The following is a 21,718-nucleotide window of genomic DNA, read 5'->3' on the forward strand; positions in this document are numbered from 1 at the left end:
AGGTAATACCTCGTGCGCAAAACGCTCGCTTTCAAACATAACGAGTGTCCCCGCGGTGGGTTTAATTATTATCTCTATTTGCTTACTTTTTGGTTTGTATATAACAAGCTCGCCACCTTGCTCGGGCGTATTTAAATAAAGGATTGTTGTAAATACGCGGTTAGATCGCCCTTTAAATGCATCAAAATGCTTTTTATAAAAGTCGCCTTGGGTGTATTTAGCGTAGTGGCACTCATAATCAAATAAGCCCATAAAAAACTGTCGATTAAGTGTGGTTTTTATACTTTCCATTATTGCTTGATAAGTTAGCTGTGCTTGTGAGCTGCCATCAAACCAATAGGTTTTATCTTTACGAATGGTTTTATCTATTTGTAAGTCATTTAAACGGCCAATACCTGCAGCGCTAAAATGCGGGTTAATACGGTGGCAATCGGTGATTAAACTCTCTACTAGCTCGCTAATAAGTGCGTTAGGTATAACAACATAACCATGGGTTTCTATTGCATCTAAATAAACATCAGAACTAAAAAGTGTGTTCATTTATGTCTGTTGATTAAAAAAGGTGCGACAGTGTAGCCTAAAAAAATTTAATAGCTAGTGGTTTGTGCGCCGCTACTTAAGCAAATAAAAACCTAACGCGTAAGCATAAAAACTAAAAGGGCTTTTTAGGTTAAGCAGCTGTGCTGCAGGTTTTGGTAACAAGAAGAGTAAATCAGTAAGGGCTATCTAAATTGGTTGCCCTTAAAAGGTTTAAGGGCAATGCGGTATGCTATTTTTATCTTGGCTTAAGTAATAGTCGTAGATGCTTTTTTGATAAGAGATAATAAATGGTCAATGTGTTCGCCAACTGCTGCTTGTTGGCTTGTTTGTATAACAAGTTGTTCGTGACTTAAGTCTTTATTTGTTTTTAGCTGTACAAGCTCTGTGTGCTCTGCAAGAGTGCTCGCGTGTTCAATACTTGCAATAGCAAAGTGATCTGATTTAACCAGCCCTGACATTACTTGCTCAATGCTGCCTACCTTAATGCTAGCCGATTTATTGAGCATGTCGATGGCTTCGTTAAGCATGCTTTGTACTTGTTTAGACTGAGAAAAACAGCCGTACATAGGGTAGCTATCTAAATCGTGTTTGCTGATATCGCTTTTATTTGCTAACGGATGGTGTTTAGAAACAAACAATACCAGTTGGTCTGGCAGGTGTATGTCGCTGCCGATGCTGTTAATTGCCTGCGAATAAACACTAATATCAATCTCGCCCTCTTGCAGTTTACGCGCAAGTTCGTGCTGCTCTTGCAATTGCATTTCTATTTTAACATGGGGGTATTGTGCTAAAAATTGCCCGCATGAGATAGGCACTACACTGCTGGCTTTGTTGGTATAGCCAATAACTAACTTTTCGTCAGTATTGCCGTTAACCGATTGAGAAATTCGTTTTTTTGTATGCTCAAGTTCGGCAAGAGTGTTTTTGGCGTAATCAAGAAATAGCTCGCCTTCGGGTGTTAACTTTACTGAACGTGTTGAGCGTTTCACTAGTTCGTACCCCATTTCGTCTTCTAGGGTTTGAATGCTGCGCGTTAGCGCTGATGTGCTAATTTGAGTTTGTTCAGCTGCTTGTCTGAAATGACGTAATACACCAAGCGCTACAAATTGTTCTAATTGTTCAAATCTCACTTTATAGTCCCTTTTTATAAGTAAGTCGCGTGTGCCGCGAACATCAATAATATTAGATTTAACGTTTCAAAAAGCGAAGCCTAATATGTAACTGTGTTTGCAAATTTATGACATATTTGCAATCAGCATATCCCCCTTTTTGTATTATTTAAAGGGAATACTTATTAAAAAGTATCACCAATTAGGCTTATATTTTGATTAATTACGCTGTTTTAAACCTAACTAGTCGAGATAGTGATAATAAACACAATGGCTTACCTTCCTAGCTGCGTTAAAAAGTAATACTTTAGACATAATTTAGCATTAATTAATAAAAAAGTATGCCATAAAAAAAGAGTGCAGGAAAATTATTTAGTAGTGATTTGTAATGAAGTGAGGCGTAACAACCTATAAATATAGGTTATATTCATGATTTCATTATTTTCAACTCTATTAAATAAGCCGCTAAGGCTTACTACTTTTGTTAGTAAAGTTTTTAGTAATGCGGTTACTTAGGGGTTTGTCTTCAATACTTTGTAGCTCTATTTCAATGGCATCGCACGAAATATGAATTTCAAATAACGATGTTAATAAAGAAAGGCTTAAGCACGCTAAGCTCACCCCAAACAAAATAATGCCTGTGGTGTTAAATTCTATAAATAAGGCAAACATTGATAGCGTACACAATAAAAAAGAGGCCACACCATACACTTGCATGGTACGTATTAGTTTAATGCGCTTCCTTAAGTTTGTTATTTGAGCCACAACAACGGGGCGAATAGACTCACCTTCTCGTGAATTTAATTCTCGGATTAATTGCGCTAGTACTAAAAAGCGGTTTGTGTAAGCAAGCAGCAACAGTGAGATTGCTGGAAAAAGTAAACCTGGGGTAGTAAGTGTCATTGTTTTATCCTCAAAAGTTACCTGCTATACACTTTAGTAGAGTATCGTAGGATATTGTAAACACAAAATAATTGAGGTGATAATTGCAAAATATTAATACTCATAGTACTCAGCAAGCTTTTCAGTGGGTAACGCTCTACAAAGCAGATAACACATTAGAGGCAAATATAATCAAAGGGCTGTTATTAAGTGCGGGAATTGAGAGCCAAATTCAAGGTGAAATGCTTCAAGGCGCCTTAGGCGAAATTCCCTTTGAACAAACCCAAGTAAGTGTGCAGGTTTATTCGATAAAAGAGCGCCACGCGCGCGAAATATTGGTAAACTACCAACAAGTAAAACAATCCGCTCCAGATTGGGTATGCCCTAACTGTAATGAGCATAATGGATCAACATTTGATTTTTGTTGGTCATGTGAGACGTTAAGAAATGACAAAAGCGAATAACTTTCAACGTATTAGAGAGCTAAACTACTTACAAAAAGCGGTGTTAGCAAGTGCTTTAATTGAGCGTATGTTACCTAATTATGGTTTATTTAGTGAAGCCACCGGTTTTGGTGATGAAGCCTTATTACGCAGTGCGTTAAATGTTTGCTGGGAAAAAATATTACTACCAAAAAGTAAAATAGATCTCGAAAAACAAGTAGAAAAAATTGAGCCAAATGTACCTGAGCTTGCCGACTTTGATATGTTTGGCACTTACCCCGCAATAGATGCTGCAACGTCGCTTTTGAGCCTAATGCACGGTTTGATGGGGCAAGACGAGCAAGAATTTATAAGTGTTAGTAAAATATCTCAAGCAACAGTGGCGCGTTTTATTGAATACCAAATGACGGTTGAAGGTGAAGTAGCCGACAATAAAGCCGTACGAGAACACCCATTAATGCAATACGAAATTGAAGTTTTGGGTGAGCTAATCGACTTTGTAGAAAATATGGGCCGCGTGACTTCTGAAAACGTTAAGGCACTTAAAAAGCAGGCCGTTGCAGATGGACAAACCAATATTGGTTTGGCGTTATAGTTGTAATTAATTAACTGTGGTTAATTGCTCTCTAGCAATTTTTAGCGTTTATTACGTTGAACTTAGTAAAAACCTTAGCTAGAGAATGATAAAATTAAATAGTTTTAAATATGTGTGTAAATCTCTTAACCACAGTGCAGGTTAAGCAGTAAATAAAGGCAGGAGAAGTAAAGTGCGAATTTTAGGCATTGAGTCATCGTGTGATGAAACCGGTATTGCAATTTACGATGATGAAAAAGGCTTATTGGCTCACCAGTTATACAGCCAAGTAAAAGTACATGCAGATTATGGCGGNGCGATCACGTACGTAAAACCCTGCCACTTATTGACGCTGCTTTTGCTCAAGCCGGTTGTGGCCCTGAAGATTTAGATGGCATTGCATACACCGCAGGCCCTGGTTTAGTGGGCGCGTTATTGGTAGGCACCTCTATTGGCCGTTCATTAGCCTATGGTTGGGATATTCCAGCTGTTGCCGTGCATCATATGGAAGGGCATTTACTTGCACCTATGCTTGAAGAAAACGTGCCTGAGTTTCCCTTTATTGCTTTGCTCGTGTCGGGCGGCCATACCATGATGGTAAAAGTAGCCGGTATAGGCCAGTACGAAGTATTGGGTGAATCTGTTGATGATGCCGCAGGTGAAGCATTTGATAAAACAGCTAAACTGTTAGGGCTTGATTACCCAGGCGGCCCTCGACTAGCTAAAATGGCTGAGCAAGGCGTTGCAAAACGGTTTGTTTTTCCACGCCCTATGACGGATAAGCCAGGCCTTGATTTTAGCTTTAGTGGCTTAAAAACAGCAGCTTCTATAGCGATTCGCGAAAATGATGATGACGCACAAACCAAAGCAGATATCGCCCATGCGTTTCAAACAGCAGTGATTGATACATTGGTTATTAAGTGTAAGCGTGCTCTTAAACAAACCGGGATAAAACGTTTAGTGATTGCCGGCGGAGTAAGTGCAAATACACAGCTGCGCTTACAGCTTGAGCGTGTTATGCAAGGAATGAAAGGACAGGTTTACTATCCACGTACTGAGTTTTGTACTGATAATGGCGCAATGATTGCCTACGCTGGTATGCAGCGCTTAAAAGCAGGCCAGTTTGCCACACTCGACATGAAAACTAAACCGCGTTGGCCAATCGACAGCTTAGAAGCCATTTAGCATCAATAATTATTGATTTTCGTCATTGGTGGGTGCTTTTTTAGCGCCCACTTTTGGTTCTTCACCTTTAAAAAGGCGAATAATATTAGTGCGATGACGAAATATAATTAGCACGGTAATAAAGGTTACCGGTAGGGTGTAAAGCGGTTTAATCAACCACGTATACAGTGGAGCAAGCGACACTGTGACCAAAGCGCCTAATGAAGAAAAGCGCGTAATAGCAACCACAATAATCCAGGTACTTATTAATAGCCCCGCCAGNGTGGGTACATATGCCCTAAGCACGCGGCAACGGCGACCAAACCAAGTGCTAAAGGCGTTAGGTCTAAAAAATACGCCCCCCATACGGGGATAGTGCCTTTTAAAATATCAAACACTAATACTAAGCACGCAGGAAAGGCTCCACCTAAACGATACACATTGGTGGCACCTGGGTTATTTGAACCGCTGCTGCGAGGGTCTGGCAGTTTGAATAGCCGAGACACTAATATAGCCGATGAAATCGACCCTAATAAGTAGGCTAAAACAAACAGTAAAATGGCTAACACAAAGTCCCTTATTTTTTAATTGCTATACCCATCGATAGCACTTTTACGCTATTATTGGCGGCACAATTTATCGTGAAAATTATTAACTGCTGTATTTTGCAGTTAATCTAGCTATTTGGCTATTGTAGAAGTAATTTTTACATATTTAAACACTGCTTAAAGCATATACAGTATTAATTTAATCAATGCATTGTATGCTTAGAGAGTGTTTATAGTTATTTGGAGTATCAATGGATAAGGTTTTTATATCTCAACTACACGTCGACACAATTATTGGAGTGTACGACTTTGAAAAAGAAAGTAAACAAAGCCTTTATTTTGATATTGAAATGCTCAGCGATATAAAGCCTGCAGCAGCAAATGATGACATTAATTTAGCACTCGATTATGCAAAAGTAAGCGAGCGAGTGATTGAGCACACTACGGCTAAGCCGGTTGAGTTACTTGAAACCTTAGTAGAGCAACTAGCAACTATTATATTAACCGAATTTAATACACCACAAGTAACAATTAGAGTGAGCAAACCGGCCGCTGTAGCGCAAGCAAACACCGTAGGTGTAGAAATAACACGCACAAAGGCTATGAGCTAAATGGCGCAAATTTATATCAGCTTAGGCTCAAATATAAATAAAGCGCATTATATTCGCTGTGCGCTTGATGCACTTGAGCAACACTTTACAGATATTGTGCATTCATCTGTTTTTGAAAGCGAAGCTGTAGGTTTTAAAGGAAATAACTTTTATAACTCGGTGGTGGCTGCTACCACATCAATGCCGCTTGAGCGTGTATGTAAGTTATTAAAACAAATAGAGCGTGATAACGGGCGTAAAGCGGATGATAAAAAATTTAGCCCCCGTACATTAGATTTAGATCTGCTCTTTTACGATGACGTTATTTGCGATTCGCCAGCACAATTACCTCGCGATGAAATTACCAAAAACGCTTTTGTACTTCAGCCACTTTGTGAAGTCGCCCCCAATTTTTATCACCCCGTTGCCAAGCAAACCATTGCTGCGCTATGGAGTGCGTATAACAACCCTCAACAAAAACTATGGAAGGTGGAGTTTTCTTACCCATGAGTATTTTAGAAATAATTATTTTAGCCCTGATACAAGGATTTACTGAGTTTTTACCTATTTCGAGCTCAGCTCACTTAATTTTACCTTCGCAAATTTTGGGATGGGAAGACCAAGGCCTTGCTTTTGATGTGGCTGTGCATGTTGGTACGTTAATAGCGGTTGTTATTTATTTTCGTAAAGAAGTGGCTGATATTCTTAGCGCCTGGTTTAAATCGTTTGGCGCTCAAGGCACCACCGACGACAGTAAACTTGGCTGGTGGATTATACTGGGCACTGTACCTGCTGCGTTATTAGGCTTATTGCTAAAAGACGTTGTTGAGCTGTATCTGCGCAGTGCCTGGGTTATAGCAGCTACGACTATTATTTTTGGTTTATTACTTTGGTACGCCGATGCCAAAGGTAAGCAAATGAAAACAATTTATCAACTTAACTGGAAAACAGCGCTGCTTATTGGCTTTGCTCAAGCGGTGGCTATGATCCCAGGTACCTCTCGCTCTGGCATTACCATGACAGCAGGTTTATTGCTGGGCATGAACAAACAAAGCGCAGCACGTTTTTCGTTTTTACTCGCTATACCTATTATTTCTATGATGGGTCTTTACTACACAATAGAGTTGGCTTTGGGCGATCATGTGGTTGATTGGAGCACATTAATTTTAGGTGTAGTCCTTTCGTTTTTATCGGCGTACGCCTGTATATTCATGTTTTTAAAAGTGATAGAACGAATGGGCATGCTGCCGTTTGTAATTTACAGACTTTTACTTGGCGTAGGCTTAATTGTATTTTTAACGCTTTAAAATAAAAAGTGCATAAAGTGCCCCCACTAGCTTAATTTTAAACTACAGCGGGGGCCTTAATATCTACAAAAGTTACAAATTAAGTAAATAAGCTTCTATAAACTGACGTTGATTTGGTGCTTCAGGTGCTGTTTTAAAGCTAATGACGCCTGCATTTTTTCGTAACTTGAGTTTATCAGTAAATTGACACTCAACACGATTGAATTGTGTAGCAGTGTGTTTAAAGTTTTCGTCTTTTTCACACATGTACGCTATTTCATTTGCAACTTGAGCGCAAAAAGAACCCACCGCATACTTTTTAAGGTTTTCGTCGTTGACGTTAGCCCAGTCAAGTTGTGTCTCTATGGCTGAGCCGCACTGTTGAAGTGTATTTTGTTGTGCTTTAATTAGTTGTTGCTGTTGAATTTTTAAATGTTTGTTACGATCAAAGCTAGCAAGTAGCTCTTGAGTTCCGTCAGCTAACTGTTGTTCGTATTGTGCTTTTAAATCTTCAACAATAGCAGGGCTAGATTCATCTTTTTTTGATAAGTAAGTGCCTTCACTACCTTGAGGTATGTATAGGGTGTAAGAGCAACAGCGATAACCTTCATTAACAGTGACTAAACTACGCTCAGTTCCATCAAAAGTGAACTTATACGCTTTATTTGTTCCATGAGGCTTTAGGTTTGTTAGAAAAACGACACCATCAATCTTATGGTTTACCCCAGTAACTTTCACTAATGCCTGTTTTTTATCAAGAGTTGGTGCAATAACAACGTTTACTCCTTCACCTGAATTTAGTTCTAGGGGGTATTTAGCCAGCTCGAGCGCAAAAGCTTGCTGAAAAAATAAAATAGAGGCTACGAACAATAGTTTTTTCATGATAAGTCCTTTTAATTATTAAGAATTGTATTTAGCTAATTTATAACACCGATGCCAATTTATTTAAAGCTGTAGCTAAAATTGCGAAACCTGACTCTCAAATAAAAATTAATAAGGATTAACGCTGTTTTAGCATCAGTGAATTGACGAGACGTGCATAGTCACGAAGCCTAAAATTTGGCATTATAGCGCCATTAAACTTCACAGACGTGCGAAGTACGAAAGGATTTAAAAGTTATGCATATTCATATATTAGGCATTTGCGGCACCTTTATGGGCGGTATTGCGGCCATTGCTAAATCGCTTGGCCATAAAGTAACCGGCTCTGATCAAAATGTTTACCCGCCAATGAGCACTCAACTTGAGCAGCTGGGCATTGAGCTAACCCAAGGTTACGACGTAAAACAGTTAGAGCCAAAGCCAGATATGGTGGTTATTGGTAATGCCATGAGCCGAGGCAACCCCTGTGTGGAGTATGTGTTAGATAAGGGCTTGCCGTATACATCGGGGCCTGAGTGGCTTAAACATAACCTATTGCAAAATGCTTGGGTGCTTGCGGTGGCAGGCACACATGGCAAAACCACCACAGCAAGTATGCTGGCGTGGATTTTAGAGTATGCAGGTTTAAAACCCGGGTTTTTAATTGGTGGCATAGTTCAAAACTTTGGTGTGTCAGCCAAAGTGGGCGAAACTCCGTTTTTTGTAATAGAAGCGGATGAATACGATACCGCTTTTTTTGATAAGCGCAGTAAATTTGTGCATTACTTACCACGTACGCTCATTTTAAATAACCTTGAGTTTGACCACGCCGATATTTTTGACGATTTAAACGCAATAAAAAAACAATTTCATCACTTAATGCGTACATTACCTCATACTGGCAAGGTAATTTGGCCAAAAGACGATGTCGCACTTGATGATGTTATTAAGCAAGGGCTCTGGAGCGAAAGCGAAACCCTAAATGGTGATTGGCATTATGACTTGTTAAGCGCTGATGGTAGCCAATTTAATGTGCTTTTAAACAATGAGCTTCAAGGTACGGTTAATTGGCAGGCAATAGGCGAGCATAATGTTAAAAATGCCATTATGGCTATCGCGGCAGCGCGCCATGTAGGTATAGCCGTTGAGCATAGCATTGCAGCGCTTGAAGAGTTTATTAGCCCTAAACGGCGTATGGAGCTTAAAGCCGATATAAATAACATTAAAGTGTACGACGATTTTGCGCACCACCCAACAGCCATAAAAACCACGCTTGCGGGGTTACGTGCAAAAGTGGGTGATGAAAAAATTATTGCTATTTTAGAGCCACGCTCAAACACCATGAAGATGGGTGTACACCAACATACGCTACTTGCTTCGTTAAGTGATGCCGATGACGTGCTGTTATTTGAGCCCGATAACCTAAATTGGTCTCTTAAAGCGCAAGCCGATAATGCCGGAATGCAGTGTTTTAATAGTACGCAAATGATTATTGACACTGTGCTTGAAAATATCATGCCAAATCAGCACATATTAATTATGAGCAATGGCGGTTTTAATGGCTTACATCAACACTTAGTTGATGGTTTAGCTAAAAAATACAGCGGAGAATAATGTGCAGTTTAAAGATAAAATTACACTGGCGTTTAGTGGTGCTTCAGGCGCGCCTTACGGTTTAAGATTGCTTGAAGTATTACTCGCGCAGCAATTTCAAGTGTATGTACTTATATCAAGTGCTGCGCGCGTGGTGCTTGATACAGAGTCAAACATTAAACTCTCAGCTAATGAAGATAAAGCAACCGAGCAGTTAAGTGCTTTATTTAATGCCAAGCCAGAGCAGTTAAAAGTATTTGGTAAAGATAACTGGTTTAGCCCTGTAGCTTCAGGCTCTGCGGCGCCTAAAAAAATGGTAGTATGCCCGTGCAGTGCAGGGTCTGTGTCTGCTATTGCGCTCGGAGCATCAGATAACCTACTCGAGCGTGCAGCCGATGTGGTTATTAAAGAGCGAGGGCAATTAATTTTAGTGCCACGCGAAACTCCCTTTAGCGAAATTCACCTTGAGAATATGTTAAAGCTTGCGCGTTTAGGGGTCACTATTATGCCCGCTGCGCCTGGTTTTTATCACAAGCCACAACGTATTGAAGACTTAGTTGATTTTATGGTGGCGCGAATTTTAGATCATTTAAACATTGAACATAACCTAACTAAACGTTGGGGTTATGGTGAGGGTAAATAATGAATAAGCAAAATGTTGCTTTAAATATAGAAGGCCTGACCAAGGTTTATAAAAACGGTGTAGAGGCCGTGAAAGGTGTTGATTTACAAGTTTTTGAAGGCGACTTTTTTGCCTTACTTGGCCCAAATGGTGCCGGTAAGTCGACCACTATTGGTGTTATATCGTCCTTGGTAAATAAAACACAAGGTAAGGTGGAAGTGTTTGGTCACAACATCGATACCGACCTTGAAGCTGCTAAAGCGCATTTAGGCCTTGTGCCACAAGAGTTTAACTTTAGTCAGTTTGAAACGCTTGGCCAAATATTGGTAAATCAAGCAGGCTACTACGGTGTTACTCGCGCAGAAGCGCATAAGCGTGCCGATAAATATTTAACTCAGCTTGGCTTATTAGAAAAAAAAGACAAGCAAGCACGTACGCTTTCAGGGGGTATGAAACGCCGTTTAATGATTGCCCGCGCATTAATGCATGAGCCAAAGCTACTAATATTAGATGAACCCACTGCAGGGGTTGATATAGAGCTGCGCCGCTCAATGTGGGACTTTTTACGCCAAATTAATGAGCAAGGCGTAACGATTATTTTAACCACGCATTACCTTGAAGAAGCTGAGTTGTTATGTAAAAACATCGCCATTATTGATACTGGCCGTATTGTTGAAAACACCACTATAAAAGCGTTACTAGCTAAGCTTGATAAAGAAACCTTTGTGCTTGATTTAAAACAGCCAGCACAGCCAGTCACCCTTGAGGGGTACTCGTTTAGCATGCCTGATGAACACACCATAGAAGTTGAAGTGGCTAAATCTCAAGGGTTAAATGCAGTTTTCAGCGCGCTAACCGAGCAAGGTAACACTGTTTTGAGTATGCGTAATAAAGCAAACAGATTAGAAGAGTTATTTGTAGGATTACTAGAGCAAGGGCGGGGCGAATAAATGTTTAAATATGGCGTAGCCTTAAAGAGTTTATGGATTAAAGAGTGTATTCGTTTTTTACGTATTTGGGTGCAAACCTTAGTACCGCCGGCGATTACGATGAGTTTATACTTTGTTATTTTTGGTAATTTAATTGGCTCACGTATTGGTGAAATGGGTGGTTTTAGCTACATGGAATTTATTGTTCCGGGGCTAATAATGATGTCGGTTATTACCAACTCATATTCTAATGTTGCTTCTAGTTTTTATTCAACCAAGTTTCAAAAAAGTATTGAAGAGCTATTGGTTGCGCCTGTGCCTAATTACATAATTGTACTTGGTTATATGGGCGGCGGTATGACCCGCGGCATGATGGTGGGCTTTATTGTTACCTGTGTATCGCTGTTGTTTGTTGATATTCAAATACACAATATATTTGTAATTATGGCAACGGTAATTTTAACCTCAGCGGTGTTTGCACTCGGTGGTTTAATTAACGCTATTTACGCCAATAGTTTTGACGATATTAGTATTATCCCAACCTTTATTTTAACGCCACTAACATACTTAGGCGGCGTATTTTATTCAATTACGCTACTGCCAGAGTTTTGGCAAAATGTATCGCAAATAAACCCAATTATTTATATGGTTAATGCGTTTCGTTATGGCTTTTTAGGCGTGTCGGATGTTGATTTAAGTGTCGCGCTTGGCGTTATATTAGTATTTATTACGGTGCTATTTACTTTAGCGCTAACGTTAATTAAAAAAGGTGTGGGGCTTAGACATTAATGAGCGATGCAAATTCACGCAGTATTGTATCTAATCAGGCGGGTATACACGAAAAGCTTGATGAAATCGTTAACAAGCATTTAAACGCAGAGTTTAAAAAGCCTATTGCTGAGCACACTCAACAAGCGTTTGATGAAGTCAATGAGCAGGTTCAAGCTTTTAATGGACCGCTTATTATAGACTCATGTTGTGGAGTAGGGGAGAGCTCGGCTAATTTAGCTAAGCGCCACCCAGATGCATTAATTATTGGTATTGATAAATCGTCGCACCGCTTAGATAAGCACGATGTTGAATATAAACAAACAGACAGCGGCCAGTACATTTTGGTCCAAGCTGACTTAAATGACTTTTGGCGTTTAGCTGTGGCTGCTAATTGGCAGCCTACGCATCATTATTTGCTTTATCCTAACCCATGGCCTAAATCTAAGCATATCCAGCGTAGGTGGCACGGCGCGGCTATTTTTCCGTTTATTGTTAAGCTAGGCGGTCGCTTAGAGGTGCGCAGTAACTGGGATATTTATGTAAAAGAGTTTGCCAGAGCGCTTGAGCTATCGGGACACTCTTGTGAGGTGACGCTGTATGAATCAAACGAAGCGATTACTCCGTTTGAGCGTAAATACTGGGCCAGCGGCCAACAAAGCCATCGTTTAGTGATAGACCTTTAAACGGCCACTTCCTCTTGGCTTGATGAGTTAACATGTGGCGCTGGGTAAGCAAAGTAATTGCCTTGCATCAGCGCCACATCTACATTTTTAAGCGCATTTTCAATACTTACATTTTCTACCGACTCTGCCATGAGCGTTAAACCAAGCTGCTTTGCAGCATGAACTGTATGCTCAATAAATAAGGCTATATTTTCATCACTTACTGCTTGTTTTACTAATGCGCCGTCGAGTTTTATACCGTTTACTTCAAGCTTTAGCGCATTCGAAATATTTGAATAACCACTACCAAAACCAGTAATAATGACATTCACCCCTTTGGTTTTTACCATAGAAATAAACGTTTTAACTTCTAAAAAATTAGTAATAGCATGTGACTCTAAAAGGCCAAGCGTGATGTTTTCTGGGTGCGGGTAGCGCTTAAGCTCGTTAGCAATGTATTCACTCAAACTAGGGTCGAGTATATCTTTATCGCTTATGTTTAAGCTCCAGCATATATCTGTTTTTCTAAACCGCTCTATACATTGGCTAAATAGCGTGCGCGTTAGCAGTCCGCCCATTCTTGAGCGGCTCACTACATTTAAAAATGAGTCGGGTTTTAAAATTTCGCCATTTTTAGTCACCATTCTGGCTAAGCATTCGTAATGTACAACTTCATTATTGGTGGTGTTAAACATAGCCTGAAAATAAGGCACTATGCGGTTGTTATCAAATGCTTCTTGAACCTCTTTGGCAAGGCTTACATTGTATTGATACTGGTTTTTTACATCGCTCATTACTTTTGAGTAGCTAACAACCTTACCGCGGCCATGTTTAGCCTGAAGCGTTGCAATATGCGCGTTTTCAATCAGTAGTGATTTATTACCACTGGCGATACCTGCGCAGTAAGTTATATAAATAAATGGGTTTGTTAATACCGGGCTGTTTGCGTTATACGACTCAACTAAATCGCTCAGTTCGCTGCTTTTAAAGCTTTTAGGGGTAAGCACGGCAATTTTATTAGTAGCAAGGCGATACACCTTACAGCTTTGCGGGCTGCGACTTTGATAATGACTGAGCAAGTTTTTCATTACGTTGTCGCCAACTTGAGTGCCATAAAAGCTATTAATATCTTCAATTTCGTTCACCCAAATAATGGCAAGCTGCATGTGGTGTGAATTACTCTTTTTGATAAAGTACTCAAGCGCAATATGATTGGCAAAGCCCGTACTGGCATCTGTTGCTAGGGTACGCTTTAACAAATATATATAAATAGCTGCAACCAGTACCGCAATAAAAAAGAAAAAACACGCCGTTATTATGGCTTTAGTGACGCTGTATTGAAGCTTTTTATTTAAATCATCTAAGGTTATGTCGGCACCCGTAATGTAGGTAGTACCATATTTATCTACAAAGGGAATAAAAACAGTTTTAAAATCACCCCATTGGTCGCTAGATTGCTCAAAAACAGGCTCGGTTGAATAAAACGCGCCCCTGTTAATGTCGGTGGCCTCTGGGTATAAATCAAGAAATTGCGTAACACGTGCGTTTTCTTGATCGTCTTTGGTGTAGCTGGAAGAGGTAAAGTAAACTTTGTTATCGCGTATGATCATCGAATAGACGTAAGCTATATCAAGCGCTTGTGCAAGCTCTGAGAGTTGTTTGCTTTTAGTTTGGTAAACCGAAAAACCAATATCGTAGCCTTGGCTAATTCTATCGTGGTAACTTTGCCCTAAAATATGTTTTACGCTGGTGGCGGCATTTAGAAGGCGCTCATCGACAGCGTGCATAATTTCGCTACGCGCTGAGCTATAGGTGTAATAAACATAGACTAATAAACTGACCAAAAACAATGTAAAGCCAGCTATAAACCACTTCCCTTTTAATTTCCCTGTGAGCATACTTGTCCCTTATTGTTACACATATTAAGTATACGCATAAATGCAATTTGCCCAAAACTAAAATGTGACTTTTTAATAAAATCCTATTATTGAAATTTTTTTACAATATTTGTCATCCGTTTAGTCGCTTTTATGGCTTAAAGGGAGACATTTTACTTATATTGCAGTAAAGTTAGCGCAATTTTTAAAAGAAGCACGCTGCTTATAATAGCGCCATAGTTTGGCATTTTTAACTGTTAAACGCGTGTTTTAGCTACACACACACTAGGTATAAAGATGGATCAAAAGCGTTGTGCCGTCGCCTCTAAAGAAAGCCTTAAGCGTATATTTACTGTACCTGAAGCGCCAGACTCAACTTTAAGCAAAATTGAGCTTGAAATTTCGAGTAATTTAGCAGGGTTTTTAAACGAAAATATAGCGGCAATTGAAAAACCATTACACGAAATTGAAAAAGATTTTCAGGCTGCGGTGATCCCAGAAAACCCAACGTTTGTATCTGCTTACGCCCAAGATATTATGGAGCAGCTAGTTGCCCATTCGGTACACACGGCTGCGCCTAGCTTTATTGGGCATATGACATCGGCTCTTCCGCATTTTTTACTACCGCTTTCAAAATTGATGGTGGGGCTTAATCAAAACCTAGTAAAAATAGAAACCTCAAAAGCATTTACGCCCCTAGAGCGCCAAGTGCTAGGCATGATGCATCATTTAGCCTACTCGCAAGATGAGTCGTTTTATTCTAAATGGATGCACAGTGCTAAAACATCACTCGGTGCTTTTTGTTCCGGTGGTACAGTTGCAAACATAACGGCACTGTGGATTGCGCGTAACCGCTTATTAAAATCCGACGGCAGCTTTAAAGGCATTGCTGCTCAAGGGCTCGTAGCAGGTATGCTGCATTATGGCTACAAAGGGCTGGCCGTTTTAGTGTCGCAGCGAGGGCATTATTCTTTAGGTAAATCAATTGATTTACTAGGCATCGGCCGTGAAAATTTAATTGGTGTAAAAACCTGCGAAAATAACAAGGTTGATGTGAATGCCATGCGCGAAAAAGCCTTAGAGCTTGAATCGCAAGGCATAAAAGTTATGGCAATTGTAGGGGTTGCGGGCACAACTGAGACCGGTAATATCGACCCTCTTGATGATATGGCCGATTTAGCGCAGCAAATAAACTGCCATTTTCACGTTGATGCAGCGTGGGGTGGGGCAACGCTTTTATCGCAAACGCATCGGCCATTATTAAAAGGAATTGAGCGCGCAGATTCAATTACCATTGATGCACACAAACAAATGTATGTGCCAATGGGCGCAGGCTTGGTGTTATTTAAAGACCCAACTGCTACGGATGCAATAGAGCACCATGCAGAGTACATATTACGTAAAGGTTCAAAAGATTTAGGAAGCCATACACTCGAAGGCAGCCGCCCAGGTATGGCTATGTTAGTACATGCTTGCTTACGCGTTATTGGCCGCAAAGGCTACGAAATGCTTATTGATCGTAGTATCAAAAAAGCACATTACTTTGCTGACTTAATTAAAGCGGATGAAGACTTTGAGCTGATTTCAGAGCCTGAGCTGTGTTTGCTTACATACCGCTATGTGCCTAAACAAATTAAACAAGCCATAGCCCAAGCAGATGCCGCAACACGGTTAGAAATTTTCGCGTCGCTCAATCGCTTTACTGCCAGTATGCAAAAACGCCAACGTGAATCAGGGCGCTCGTTTGTATCGCGTACTCGCTTAACCCCGTCAAAGTACGATAATCAGCCGACGGTGGTATTTAGAGTGGTATTGGCTAATCCGCTCACATCGGGTGTTATATTAAAAGAGATTTTAGCTGAGCAAAAAGAGCTTGCTAAAACAGACCCTGTATTTAAAAAGTACTTAAGTAAGTATATGCAGTAACGCCTAGGTATAAACTAAAACAAAGGCGCCAATGGGCGCCTTTGTTATTTTTGCTGTGAGTTTTAATACTTCTTTTTAAGCGTTAAAGCAGTTTGCCCTAATAATGTCAGTTATAATTTTTTGCGATGGGTTTATTTTCTCCATTGCTAAAAATTCATCAGGTTGGTGGGCTTGATTAATTGAGCCTGGCCCCATGACTATTGTTTCACAGCCAAGTTGCTGAATAAACGGAGCTTCTGTGCAATAATTTACTGCAACGGCTTTTTCTCCTGCAATTTTTTCTGCCATTTTAACGAGTGCGCTATCAGTGCTGCCACTAAAAGCTGGAATGGGCTCGTGTAAATCAATTACGCTCACTGCGCTTGGGTATTGCGCGTTTATATCGCTGGTGGCATCAATAAGTAAGGCTTGTAAGTCTTTAATGCTTAACCCTGGGAGCGGACGCATGTCTATATGCATTTCGCAGCAGCCACAAATTCGATTTGCGTTGTCGCCACCATGAATATTACCTAAATTTAAGGTAGGGTAAGGTATTTCAAAATGTTCAACTGAATATTTATTCTTTAACTGCTCTTTTAAGATCAGCAACTTTGTAATCACTTTATGCATGACTTCGATGGCGTTAAGACCACGTTCGGGATCGGAACTATGACCTGAACGGCCAATCACTCTTATAGCCGTGCTCATATGTCCTTTGTGAGTAAATACAGGAGTCATATCAGTAGGTTCACCAATAATACAACGCGCAGGTTTTAAATTAGGATGCTTACAAATTTGCTGCGCTCCCGCCATGGTGGTTTCTTCATCGGCAGTGGCGAGTATTAAAATAGGTTGTGTTTGCTGTTTTATGTCAAGCTCACTAATAGCTTGTAATACAAAAGCAAAAAAGCCTTTCATATCAATACTACCTAACCCATATAAGTTATTATTATGTTCAGTGAGTTTAAACGGGTCGTGGTTCCAGCGGCTATCGTCAAACGGTACGGTGTCTGTATGGCCAGCAAGCATTAAGCCGCCATCGCCTTGCCCTCGCTTCGCAAGTAGGTTGTATCGGCCTTTCCCACCTTCTAACTCTATAATTTCGCAAGTAAAACCTAAACTTTCGCACCAACGTGCTAGCAACTCTATTACTCCTTTATTACTCATACAAAGTTCATCTTCTATTGCACTAATAGAGGGGGCTGCAATGAGTTGTTGGTACATAGAGATAAATGACGGCAAAGACATAAAAAAATCCAAAATAATTATTCAATTTAATTGCATAACAATATAAAAGCATTTATGATGAATATCAATTCACTTTTTAAGCATAAATATATTAAGTATAGCCATGAAGATAATGCGACGATAATCAACAATTCATTGAGAAAAGTATTAGCTAGCATCTAAGCTAGTGTAAGCGAACACCACACCTATTTAGTAGTAAATTTATAAACGAGTAAAAAATGAATGTAGCGATTATTGGCGCAAGCGGTTATAGCGGCGCAGAATTAGCAAGCTTAGTTGCTAAGCACCCTAATTTAACGTTATCGGGCTGTTATGTCTCTGAGGGAAGTTTAGATAAACATAAATTATTAAGTGATTTATACCCAGAGCATAGAAATCTTCTTGATATTCCTCTACTACCACTGAGCGAATCCGCGTTTGATGACATAAATTCGAGTGCCGATTACATCTGCTTATGTACTGATCACAAAGTAAGTGTTGATTTAGCCCCGCAGTTTTTAGCTATGGGTAAAAAAGTATTCGATCTATCAGGTGGTTACCGCCTTGCTAGCAACGACGACTATGTTACTTACTATGGTTTTGAGCACCAACATCCTGAGTTGTTAAACGAAGCAGCCTACGGGTTAGCTGAGTGGAATAGCAGTGCAATTGCCAAAGCAAATCTTGTGGCTGTAGCCGGCTGTTACCCAACCGCTGCGCTTAATGCGTTAAAGCCGTTGCAACAGGCAGGCTTGTTGAGTGATGAAAAAGTGATTATTAATGCTGTTTCAGGTGTTACTGGCGCAGGGCGTAAAGCCAGCGTAGGTACTCACTTTTGTGAAGTATCGCTTGCCCCGTATGGTTTATTTAACCATCGTCATGGGCCTGAAATTGAACAACACCTTGGCCACAAGGTGTTATTTACACCGCACTTAGGTAACTTTCCGCGTGGAATTTTAGAAACTATTTATGTACAGCTTAAGCCAGGCGTTACCAAGGAAAACGTATCTGATGCTTATCAAGTACTTAATAACGAGCCGTTGATTCGTTTGTTAGCTGATAAAGTGCCATCTATTAAAAGCGTGGTAAAACAACCCTATGTTGATATTGGTTGGCAGCAGCAAGGCTCTCAACTGATTGTTATGGCAGCGATAGATAATCTATTAAAAGGCGCTGCGGGCCAAGCCTTGCAATGTATTAACTTATCAATGAATTTAGATCACACCACTGGCTTAAAAGGAGCCTTTTAATGAGCACTAAAACGTGGGTAATTAAATTAGGTGGTGCTGTACTTAATACTGAAAACGCGGCAAAAGCTTTGTTTAATGTATTAAACGCTGATCAAAATAATCAGTTTGTTATTGTTCATGGTGGTGGCTCGTTAGTTGACACTTGGCTAAAACAAGCAGGCTTTGCTAGTGCAAAGCACCAAGGACTGCGTATTAGCCCAAGTGAGCAAATGCCTTACATAGTGGGGGCGCTGGCTGGCTGTGCAAATAAGCAGCTGGTAAGCCAAGCTATTAATGCAGGCCATAAACCTGTTGGTCTCTGTTTGTATGAAGCCGGAGTTATGGCGTCTCAAAAGCTAAAAGCGCTTGGGCAAGTAGGTAAGTGCGAAAGTAATGATGATTCAATTGTTAACGATTTACTTAAGCTTGGTCGGTTACCTATCGTGAGCTCCATTGGGTTTGATGAGCAAGGTAATTGGTACAATGTTAACGCTGATGAAGCTGCCGCAGCGATTGCTAGCAACTTAAATGCAGAACTTATTTTTATGACAGATGTAGAAGCAGTACTTGATGCAAACAAGCAGCCGTTACATCAACTTGACACAAAACACATTGATACTTTAATTGATGAAGGGGTAATTTTGGGCGGAATGGAGGTCAAAGTTAAGACCAGCCTGCACGCTGCCCAACATTTACGACGCGGTGTGTATATTTCCAGCTGGCAAAAGCCAGACAATTTAATTGCTTTGCTACAGGGCGAGCATGTCGGAACAAAAATTACACCATAGGGTTATCATGTTAGAGAATTTTTTAACGGGTCTAGAATTAGACCAACAAGGCGCACTAAATTTACTAAAACTAGCGCGTGATTTAAAAGCAAAGCCAGAAAAGTACAGCCAAGTATTAGCGGGTAAGTCAATTGTTACCTTATTTGAAAAGCAAAGTTTACGTACGCGTTTATCGTTTGATATTGGTATTAACCGTTTAGGCGGCCACGCTGTGTATTTAGATCAGCAAAACGGCGCTATGGGTGCACGAGAATCTGTAAAAGACTTTGCACTTAATATTTCTACGTGGGCTGATGGAATTGTAGCGCGCGTAAACCAGCACAGCACGTTAACCACCTTAGGTGAATACTCTAGTGTACCTGTCGTTAATAGCTTGTGTGATTTATATCACCCGTGCCAGGCATTGGCTGATTTTTTAACGCTGCAAGAAGTACACGGCGATGTGAGTGAGCTAAAAGTGGCTTACTTAGGTGAAGGTAACAACGTTACTCATTCACTTATGTTATTAGCGGCAACGCTAGGTACTGATTTTGTTGCTGTTACACCAAAAGGCAGCTCGCCTGATTCACAAATTCTTAAAAAGGCAGAGCAAATTGCTGCAATGAACGGCGCATCAGTAATGGTAAGCGACCGTGTAGAAGCCGCTGTAGGCGCTCATGTTGTATATGCAGATACGTGGGTGTCTATGGGCGATGATACGCCTCTTGAGCAAGTTAAAGAAAAATACATGCCTTATCAGCTAAACCAAGCATTGCTAGAACAAACAGGTGCGACTACGGTATTACATTGCCAACCGGCACACCGTGAGTTTGAAATTACCTCTGAGGTAATGGATGGCCCAGCATCAAAAATTATTCAACAAGCAGAAAATCGCATGCATGCGCAAAATGCTCTGCTAGTTACATTACTAAATCCAAATTTTGTTAAGGAACACCTATGAGTTCAATTAAAAAAGTCGTTTTAGCCTATTCAGGTGGTCTTGATACTTCAGCTATCGTGCCATGGTTAAAAGAAAACTACGGTTGTGAAGTAATTGCCTTTGTTGCCGATGTAGGCCAAGGCGCTGAAGAGCTTGAAGGCGTTGAAGAAAAAGCCATCGCATCAGGCGCATCTGAGTGTTACGTAGTTGACTTAAAAGATGAAATGGTAAGTGAGTACATTTACCCAACGCTTAAAACGGGTTCTATTTACGAAGGTACTTATTTATTAGGTACGTCTATGGCGCGCCCTATTATTGCTAAAGCGCAAGTTGAAATTGCACGTAAAGTAGGTGCCGATGCACTTTCGCATGGTTGTACTGGTAAAGGGAACGACCAAGTTCGTTTTGAATCATGTTTTGCAGCGCTTGCACCTGATTTAAAAGTAATTGCACCATGGCGTGAGTGGGATTTATCAAGCCGTGAATCATTATTAGATTACTTGGCTGAGCGTGATATTCCGTGTTCTGCTTCAGCAACAAAAATATACAGCCGTGATGCTAACGCATGGCATATTTCGCACGAAGGCGGCGAGCTTGAAGATCCATGGTGTGAGCCTAGTGACCAAGTTTGGACCTGGACTAACTCACCAGAGCAAGCACCAGATAAAGCTGAGCATGTAACGCTTACGGTTATTGAGGGTGAAGTGGTTGCCGTAAATGGCGAGCAGCTTAAGCCTTACGACTGTTTAGTTAAATTAAACGACATTGCTGCGCCACATGGTGTTGGCCGTGTAGATATTGTAGAAAACCGTTTAGTAGGCATGAAATCGCGCGGCTGTTACGAAACTCCTGGTGGCACCGTTATTATGGCGGNATAAATCAAGCCGTAAGTGGAAAGAAGTACTGGGCGGTGAGTTTTCGCATTTAGTCTATGATGGTCGTTGGTTTACACCTCTTAAAGATTCTATTTTAGCGGGCGCAGAAGCGCTTTCTACACTAGCAACGGGTGAAGTTGTACTTAAGCTTTACAAAGGGCAAGTGACAGCTGTTCAGAAAAAATCACCTAATAGCTTATACAGCGAAGACTTTGCTACATTTGGTGAAGACGATGTGTATGACCAATCGCACGCTGAAGGCTTTATTCGTTTATTCTCGCTTTCGAGCAGAATTTCAGCAATGGCTAAAAAGTAAATTATTTA

At 40.5% G+C, this 21,718-nt stretch carries 20 protein-coding genes and 3 pseudogenes; 16 read left to right on the plus strand and 7 right to left on the minus strand.

The genetic code is table 11. The features are described from left to right. The 3 genes from L650_RS0114690 to L650_RS0114700 all read right to left on the minus strand — a co-directional run. Positions 1 to 540 (minus strand): 2OG-Fe(II) oxygenase (locus L650_RS0114690; protein ID WP_029773571.1); only part of this gene is annotated, 540 nt, incomplete at its 3' end. Positions 541 to 785: 245 nt separating this feature from the next. Continuing rightward, on the minus strand, positions 786 to 1,670 hold the full coding sequence (locus L650_RS0114695; RefSeq protein ID WP_004588552.1) for a LysR family transcriptional regulator: 885 nt from the start codon (positions 1,668 to 1,670) through the stop codon (positions 786 to 788). A 444-nt stretch (positions 1,671 to 2,114) separates the two neighbouring features. Further along, positions 2,115 to 2,552, minus strand: a complete 438-nt coding sequence (locus L650_RS0114700) for a DUF2721 domain-containing protein (protein ID WP_029773572.1) — start codon at positions 2,550 to 2,552, stop codon at positions 2,115 to 2,117. Between the two features lie 83 nt (positions 2,553 to 2,635). On the opposite strand from L650_RS0114700, the gene L650_RS0114705 reads away from it, so the two are divergent. From L650_RS0114705 to tsaD, 3 genes and pseudogenes are all read left to right on the plus strand, one after another. After that, entirely contained in the window at positions 2,636 to 2,995 is a 360-nt protein-coding gene (locus L650_RS0114705; protein WP_029773573.1) for a DUF2007 domain-containing protein, read from the plus strand. Then, complete coding sequence (locus L650_RS0114710) at positions 2,979 to 3,569, plus strand: YjaG family protein (RefSeq protein WP_029773574.1); 591 nt, start codon at positions 2,979 to 2,981, stop codon at positions 3,567 to 3,569. Before L650_RS0114705 ends, L650_RS0114710 begins: the two co-directional genes overlap by 17 nt. A 172-nt stretch (positions 3,570 to 3,741) precedes the next feature. After that, a pseudogene (tsaD, locus tag L650_RS0114715) lies at positions 3,742 to 4,733 on the plus strand (tRNA (adenosine(37)-N6)-threonylcarbamoyltransferase complex transferase subunit TsaD). A gap of 9 nt (positions 4,734 to 4,742) precedes the next feature. Here tsaD and L650_RS0114720 read toward each other — a convergent pair. Next, positions 4,743 to 5,281: pseudogene (locus tag L650_RS0114720) on the minus strand (glycerol-3-phosphate acyltransferase). Between the two features lie 230 nt (positions 5,282 to 5,511). Here L650_RS0114720 and folB point away from each other — a divergent pair. Genes folB through L650_RS0114735 form a run of 3 tightly spaced genes read left to right on the plus strand, consistent with a single transcriptional unit; the run spans position 5,512 to position 7,157 of the window. Then, a complete protein-coding gene (folB, locus tag L650_RS0114725) occupies positions 5,512 to 5,871 on the plus strand; it encodes a dihydroneopterin aldolase (RefSeq protein ID WP_004588546.1) in 360 nt (119 codons plus the stop codon). Then, positions 5,872 to 6,360: a 2-amino-4-hydroxy-6-hydroxymethyldihydropteridine diphosphokinase gene (folK, locus tag L650_RS0114730; RefSeq protein ID WP_029773575.1), complete on the plus strand. Its 489-nt coding sequence runs from the start codon at positions 5,872 to 5,874 to the stop codon at positions 6,358 to 6,360. Continuing rightward, complete coding sequence (locus L650_RS0114735) at positions 6,357 to 7,157, plus strand: undecaprenyl-diphosphate phosphatase (protein WP_004588544.1); 801 nt, start codon at positions 6,357 to 6,359, stop codon at positions 7,155 to 7,157. The genes folK and L650_RS0114735 overlap by 4 nt, the downstream gene beginning before the upstream one ends. A 72-nt stretch (positions 7,158 to 7,229) precedes the next feature. Here the strand turns inward: L650_RS0114735 and L650_RS0114740 are convergent, their stop codons facing one another. After that, the gene (locus L650_RS0114740) at positions 7,230 to 8,018 is read right to left on the minus strand and encodes a hypothetical protein (protein WP_029773576.1); all 789 of its coding nucleotides are present in this window, start codon (positions 8,016 to 8,018) and stop codon (positions 7,230 to 7,232) included. Between the two features lie 237 nt (positions 8,019 to 8,255). On the opposite strand from L650_RS0114740, the gene mpl reads away from it, so the two are divergent. The 5 genes from mpl to trmB are packed head-to-tail and all read left to right on the plus strand — an operon-like array spanning position 8,256 to position 12,595. Then, a complete protein-coding gene (gene mpl / locus L650_RS0114745; protein WP_029773577.1) occupies positions 8,256 to 9,611 on the plus strand; it encodes a UDP-N-acetylmuramate:L-alanyl-gamma-D-glutamyl-meso-diaminopimelate ligase in 1,356 nt (451 codons plus the stop codon). Between the two features lies 1 nt (position 9,612). Then, positions 9,613 to 10,233 carry a flavin prenyltransferase UbiX gene (locus L650_RS0114750; RefSeq protein ID WP_004588542.1) on the plus strand — a complete coding sequence of 207 codons (621 nt, stop codon included), beginning with the start codon at positions 9,613 to 9,615 and terminating at the stop codon, positions 10,231 to 10,233. Beyond that, complete coding sequence (locus L650_RS0114755; RefSeq protein ID WP_004588541.1) at positions 10,233 to 11,162, plus strand: ABC transporter ATP-binding protein; 930 nt, start codon at positions 10,233 to 10,235, stop codon at positions 11,160 to 11,162. The genes L650_RS0114750 and L650_RS0114755 overlap by 1 nt, the downstream gene beginning before the upstream one ends. Continuing rightward, positions 11,163 to 11,930, plus strand: a complete 768-nt coding sequence (locus L650_RS0114760; RefSeq protein ID WP_004588540.1) for an ABC transporter permease — start codon at positions 11,163 to 11,165, stop codon at positions 11,928 to 11,930. Next, positions 11,930 to 12,595 carry a tRNA (guanine(46)-N(7))-methyltransferase TrmB gene (gene trmB / locus L650_RS0114765; RefSeq protein ID WP_029773578.1) on the plus strand — a complete coding sequence of 222 codons (666 nt, stop codon included), beginning with the start codon at positions 11,930 to 11,932 and terminating at the stop codon, positions 12,593 to 12,595. The genes L650_RS0114760 and trmB overlap by 1 nt, the downstream gene beginning before the upstream one ends. Here the strand turns inward: trmB and L650_RS0114770 are convergent. Continuing rightward, entirely contained in the window at positions 12,592 to 14,472 is a 1,881-nt protein-coding gene (locus L650_RS0114770; protein ID WP_029773579.1) for a GGDEF domain-containing protein, read from the minus strand. The genes trmB and L650_RS0114770 overlap by 4 nt on opposite strands. A gap of 276 nt (positions 14,473 to 14,748) precedes the next feature. Between L650_RS0114770 and panP the strand changes: the two genes are divergently transcribed. Beyond that, positions 14,749 to 16,377, plus strand: coding sequence for a pyridoxal-dependent aspartate 1-decarboxylase PanP (gene panP, locus L650_RS0114775; protein WP_029773580.1), 1,629 nt, complete (start codon positions 14,749 to 14,751; stop codon positions 16,375 to 16,377). A gap of 75 nt (positions 16,378 to 16,452) precedes the next feature. Here the strand turns inward: panP and argE are convergent, their stop codons facing one another. Beyond that, positions 16,453 to 17,604 (minus strand): acetylornithine deacetylase, encoded by a 1,152-nt coding sequence (gene argE, locus L650_RS0114780; protein ID WP_029773581.1) that lies wholly within the window; start codon positions 17,602 to 17,604, stop codon positions 16,453 to 16,455. Positions 17,605 to 17,822: 218 nt separating this feature from the next. Between argE and argC the strand changes: the two genes are divergently transcribed. The 4 genes and pseudogenes from argC (at position 17,823) to L650_RS0114800 (ending at position 21,710) form a co-directional block, all read left to right on the plus strand. After that, on the plus strand, positions 17,823 to 18,833 hold the full coding sequence (argC, locus tag L650_RS0114785; RefSeq protein ID WP_029773582.1) for an N-acetyl-gamma-glutamyl-phosphate reductase: 1,011 nt from the start codon (positions 17,823 to 17,825) through the stop codon (positions 18,831 to 18,833). Beyond that, complete coding sequence (gene argB / locus L650_RS0114790; RefSeq protein WP_029773583.1) at positions 18,833 to 19,600, plus strand: acetylglutamate kinase; 768 nt, start codon at positions 18,833 to 18,835, stop codon at positions 19,598 to 19,600. The genes argC and argB overlap by 1 nt, the downstream gene beginning before the upstream one ends. 7 nt (positions 19,601 to 19,607) lie before the next feature. Beyond that, positions 19,608 to 20,540: an ornithine carbamoyltransferase gene (locus tag L650_RS0114795; protein WP_029773584.1), complete on the plus strand. Its 933-nt coding sequence runs from the start codon at positions 19,608 to 19,610 to the stop codon at positions 20,538 to 20,540. Beyond that, positions 20,537 to 21,710, plus strand: a pseudogene (locus L650_RS0114800) (argininosuccinate synthase). Before L650_RS0114795 ends, L650_RS0114800 begins: the two are co-directional and overlap by 4 nt. Positions 21,711 to 21,718: the final 8 nt, after the last annotated feature.

It is taken from the genome of Pseudoalteromonas sp. TB51, assembly GCF_000498055.1.
GTDB lineage: Bacteria > Pseudomonadota > Gammaproteobacteria > Enterobacterales > Alteromonadaceae > Pseudoalteromonas > Pseudoalteromonas atlantica.

Coding starts and splice junctions, on each gene's coding strand:
- L650_RS0114760 (WP_004588540.1), top strand. CDS start 11,163: ATGTTTAAATATGGCGTAGCCTTAAAGAGTTTATGGATTAAAGAGTGT.
- argE (WP_029773581.1), bottom strand. CDS start 17,604: ATGTCTTTGCCGTCATTTATCTCTATGTACCAACAACTCATTGCAGCC.
- folK (WP_029773575.1), top strand. CDS start 5,872: ATGGCGCAAATTTATATCAGCTTAGGCTCAAATATAAATAAAGCGCAT.
- panP (WP_029773580.1), top strand. CDS start 14,749: ATGGATCAAAAGCGTTGTGCCGTCGCCTCTAAAGAAAGCCTTAAGCGT.
- L650_RS0114735 (WP_004588544.1), top strand. CDS start 6,357: ATGAGTATTTTAGAAATAATTATTTTAGCCCTGATACAAGGATTTACT.
- folB (WP_004588546.1), top strand. CDS start 5,512: ATGGATAAGGTTTTTATATCTCAACTACACGTCGACACAATTATTGGA.
- L650_RS0114755 (WP_004588541.1), top strand. CDS start 10,233: ATGAATAAGCAAAATGTTGCTTTAAATATAGAAGGCCTGACCAAGGTT.
- mpl (WP_029773577.1), top strand. CDS start 8,256: ATGCATATTCATATATTAGGCATTTGCGGCACCTTTATGGGCGGTATT.
- L650_RS0114795 (WP_029773584.1), top strand. CDS start 19,608: ATGTTAGAGAATTTTTTAACGGGTCTAGAATTAGACCAACAAGGCGCA.
- L650_RS0114770 (WP_029773579.1), bottom strand. CDS start 14,472: ATGCTCACAGGGAAATTAAAAGGGAAGTGGTTTATAGCTGGCTTTACA.
- L650_RS0114710 (WP_029773574.1), top strand. CDS start 2,979: ATGACAAAAGCGAATAACTTTCAACGTATTAGAGAGCTAAACTACTTA.
- L650_RS0114740 (WP_029773576.1), bottom strand. CDS start 8,018: ATGAAAAAACTATTGTTCGTAGCCTCTATTTTATTTTTTCAGCAAGCT.
- trmB (WP_029773578.1), top strand. CDS start 11,930: ATGAGCGATGCAAATTCACGCAGTATTGTATCTAATCAGGCGGGTATA.
- argC (WP_029773582.1), top strand. CDS start 17,823: ATGAATGTAGCGATTATTGGCGCAAGCGGTTATAGCGGCGCAGAATTA.
- argB (WP_029773583.1), top strand. CDS start 18,833: ATGAGCACTAAAACGTGGGTAATTAAATTAGGTGGTGCTGTACTTAAT.
- L650_RS0114700 (WP_029773572.1), bottom strand. CDS start 2,552: ATGACACTTACTACCCCAGGTTTACTTTTTCCAGCAATCTCACTGTTG.